Here is a 3,760-nt window from a genome sequence, read left to right on the forward strand (position 1 = left end):
ATAACCGGCGACGGCAGCAATCGCCGCCAGTCCGCTGTCGGCGATTGCGGCTTCCGGTGATGGTCTGGGGTCGCCTATGGTCTCTGCCTCCGCCGTGTCAGGGTCGGATGCTGTCTGGATGTCGGTCATGGCGGGGATCAAAAAAGTGAGAGGATGCCGGCGCCATAGGCGCCGACACGAAGCGGGGCATATTGTTACACGGCATTTGCCGCTTGGCTTGACCGCGAGGCGAGGATTGCGTCACCAACCAGGTACTGGTTCGTGCCGTCAACAGTTTGATAAGAGCTCGTCCCTGTGATCATCGATCCATCGGCAAAGGATTGCGCCCCGTCACTGCTCGGCAGAAGATTGATCAGCCGAATGCCGGCATCCGTCATCGTCTGCAGCTCGCCAGCGTCGCTGACGCCGTTTTGGTTGAGGTCGCGCCAAACCCGGAACTCGTTCCAACGAGCATCGTTGATGTCAAGGACGTTGTCGTGATTGGTATCGAAGGCAAGCCGCAGGCCGTTAAGGTCCGATGTCGCCGTGTCGTCCCAAAGACTGAACGCCAGTTCCCGCGCCTGATCGATCTTGCCATCTGGGCCGGTCGTTCCATCCGCGCCGAGATCAATTGCCAGGAAACCGTCCTGAGGACCAACCCAAGCCGTTTCCTCCGCAACACCATCGCCATCCCAATCGAAGCCCACTGAAGGGCCAAGTGAATCAAGCGGACGAAGATCGACGTGGCTGTCGCCATTCAGATCGAGGAGGATCGGGGAATTGGCGTAATATGTTTGGATGACTTGCCCTTGGGCATTGTATTTCTTCCACCAATCCAGCGTGCCCCCCCGATCGGAGTGATACTCGTATTCAATGCGGGTGCCGTCATCGAAATAGGTATCGCCGCTGGTTTTGACTCCGTACCTGTCAAAGCGAATGATGTCCCTGGTCCATGCCTGGTTATTCAAATAGTCTTGGTATTCGTAATACCACTTCTTTGCCTCGTCCATCTGTGTGAACGTCTGCATCAAGGCGCCCGATGCCGAGTATGAGGCTATCTGATATGACCAGTTGCTAGCATTGCCGACATCATTCGTTCTCTTGTCCGTTTGACCGCCATCGAATTTCGTTTCTTCGTAGGTCGTCTGCCCGGCACTATTCTGGATCACGAGGTGGTATGACCAGTTTACAGCGTTCGCCCTGTCCCATGCCTCATAGCGTTTGCCGCCGTCGTCGTAATAGATGTTCTGGACTGTGAGCTGACCGCCGGCGTTGTAGGAATAGTCGACGCGAGACCACACCGCCGCATTCGCGGGGTCATAGCTTGTGACATAGCGTGTGCTGTCATCATTTGTCTGATCGACGCCGATAAGCCTGTTTGCCGCGTCATAGGATTGCTTGATCGTCGACCATGACTGGGTGCCTGCAACGTCGTAGGCAGTCTTCGAGCCGTCGTCGCCGGTTTCAAGCTTGTACGTCAGCTGTCCTGCCGCATTATAGTTTTGTTGTATCTGCGACCACGCCGCAGCATTTGATGGATCGAAGCTGATCTCGATCCGTGTGTTGTCGTCGTAGAACTGCTTTTCCAACGTCTCCCTGCCGGCAGTGTCATATTGCCGCTCGATACTTTTCCACGTGTTCGCACTCAGCGGGTCGTAGAAAGTCACGGTCGTCAGCAAGCCGGCCTTATTGGCGTTGGCGACACTCAACGTCTGCCCGCTCGCGCCGTCATAGGTCGTCGCCACGGAGCTTCCGTCCGAAGCGAAGATGGTCTCAGCGGTCTTGCGGCCAGCAGAGTCCGTCGCGAGGCTGGAGGAAAGCGACCCGAGCGCGGTAACCTGATCGACGGTCGTCTGCGTCATTGCTCCGCTGGCGTTAAGATCGATCTTCTTCCGCGTGATCGAGCCATCGGCATGCGTCACCGCCGTCTCGGTATGATCGATGGTGCCGTTGTTGCCGGCATCTTTCGACAGCGTGGTGATCAGGCCGTCGGCGCTGGTCGAGATTGTGCCCTTTGCCGTCACCGTGCCACTGGCATTGGTTTCTGTCACCGCCGTGACGATGGAGCCGTCGACTTGGATGGTCGACTGCATGATCGTCTCGTAGACGCCGTTGCCGTCGTAGTCGTATTTGGCGATCTTGGTGCGGCCATCCGCCGAGGTGGTCGTCTCGATCTTCGCCGCGATTGCCTGGGTCCAGTAGACACCGCCCGGCGTCAGGTTGGAAACCAGACGCGCCGTTGCATTGTTGGTAACCACGGAAACCGAGGCGCCCGTGGAATCGACGGTGACGGTCTCGACCTGATCGGCCGTTCCGTCACCGTTGGTATCCTTCGACGTCGTCTTCAGCCTGCCATCGGCAGACACCTGGATCGTCGTCGTTGAGGCCTGCGTGCCGGCCGGCAGATCCGTATCGGAAATGACAGTGGTGCTGCTTCCGTCGGCATTCGCGGTAAAGTTCGTCAGCCGCTGGCGATCGATCGTACCATCGCCATCGAGATCCCAGGTCGTGGTCGTCAGGCGACCGTCGGCGGATACGACGACGGTCGACTTGTCCATGACAGAGCCGTCGGCCCTGAAGTCGGTGGTGACCGATGTCTGGACGCCTGAATTGGCGGTGACCGTTTCTTGGTGTTGATCGACGATACCGTCGCCGTTTCCGTCGCGGTCGATGGTGACCGTCAGCTTGTCGGCGCTGGTCAGGGTGACAGTCCTGCCGATCAGCGTTCCACCGCTATCCTTCGTTTCGACAGTCTCGCGAACGGCGCCATCCGCCAGCACCGTGATCGTGTCGGTAACGGTCTGGTTGGTAAAGCCCGGACGCTCTTGGCTGGAAGAGGTGATCAGGCCGTTGGCGCTGATCGTGGTGATGGTCCGCGAGATCAGCGAACCGTCAGCCTTCGTGCTTTCCACCGTCCGCGTCTTGGTGCCGTTGGCATTCAGGACGGTGACATCGGTCGCCGTCTGGCTGTAGGTGCCCGCACCAGTCGGATCGATCTGGGTGGTAATCGACAGACCATTGGCGCTTGTCGTGACGAGATATCGGCTGGTCAGCGTTGTGCCGGTCAGATTGCTGATCGTCTGCGTCTTCGAGCCATTGGCGTTGAGGACGGTGACGTCGGTTCGGCTCTTGTCGAAGGTGGTGCCGCCACCGGTGCCGACCGTGTCCCATTTGGTGGTCACGGTCAGCCCGTCTGCCGACACCTCTGTCAGCGTGATGCTCTTGGTGACGCTGCCGACGATATCCTTCGTCGTCGTCGCCGTGCTGCCATTGGCCTGGAGAACCGTGGTCTTGGTTGTCTTTTTATCGATCGTGCCGTCGCCATTGCTGTCGTATTCGACAGTCTGCGTCAGGCCGTCAGCCGACGTCGTGACGGTCTTCGTATCCTTCAGCGCGGCATTGGCGCCGAAGTCACTAAGGGTTTGGATCGTCGAGCCGTTGGTCTGCTTTGCTGTGACCGATTTGTTGTCGATGACGTTATCGCCGTCGACATCGACGGTGACCGTGGTTGTAAGACCATGAGCTGCGACAGTGGCGACAGTCTTGCTTTCCAGCGTCGTACCATCCGCCTTGAAGTAGGACAGCGTCTCCGTCGTACCGCCATCGGCGTTGAGAACGGTGACGTCACTCAAGGAGCGAACCGTCGTGTCGCTGGCATCGGCCCAGCTTATTGCCTTGCTCAGACTGCTGGCGCTGACATTTGAAGTCGTGCGGGAAATCAGCGCATCGCCGATGCCCTTTTTCGAGACCGTCTCGGTGCGGCTGCCGTCCGTGTTCAGCA

General features: G+C 58.7%; 1 protein-coding gene. It reads right to left on the bottom strand.

All coding sequences use genetic code 11. The features are described from left to right. Positions 1-194: 194 nt before the first annotated feature. Positions 195-3,760, bottom strand: a 3,566-nt coding sequence (locus GGD57_RS28915) for a beta strand repeat-containing protein (RefSeq protein WP_432443409.1), incomplete at its 5' end; no start/stop codon positions are given.

Source organism: Rhizobium esperanzae, assembly GCF_014197615.1.
Lineage (GTDB): Bacteria > Pseudomonadota > Alphaproteobacteria > Rhizobiales > Rhizobiaceae > Rhizobium > Rhizobium esperanzae_A.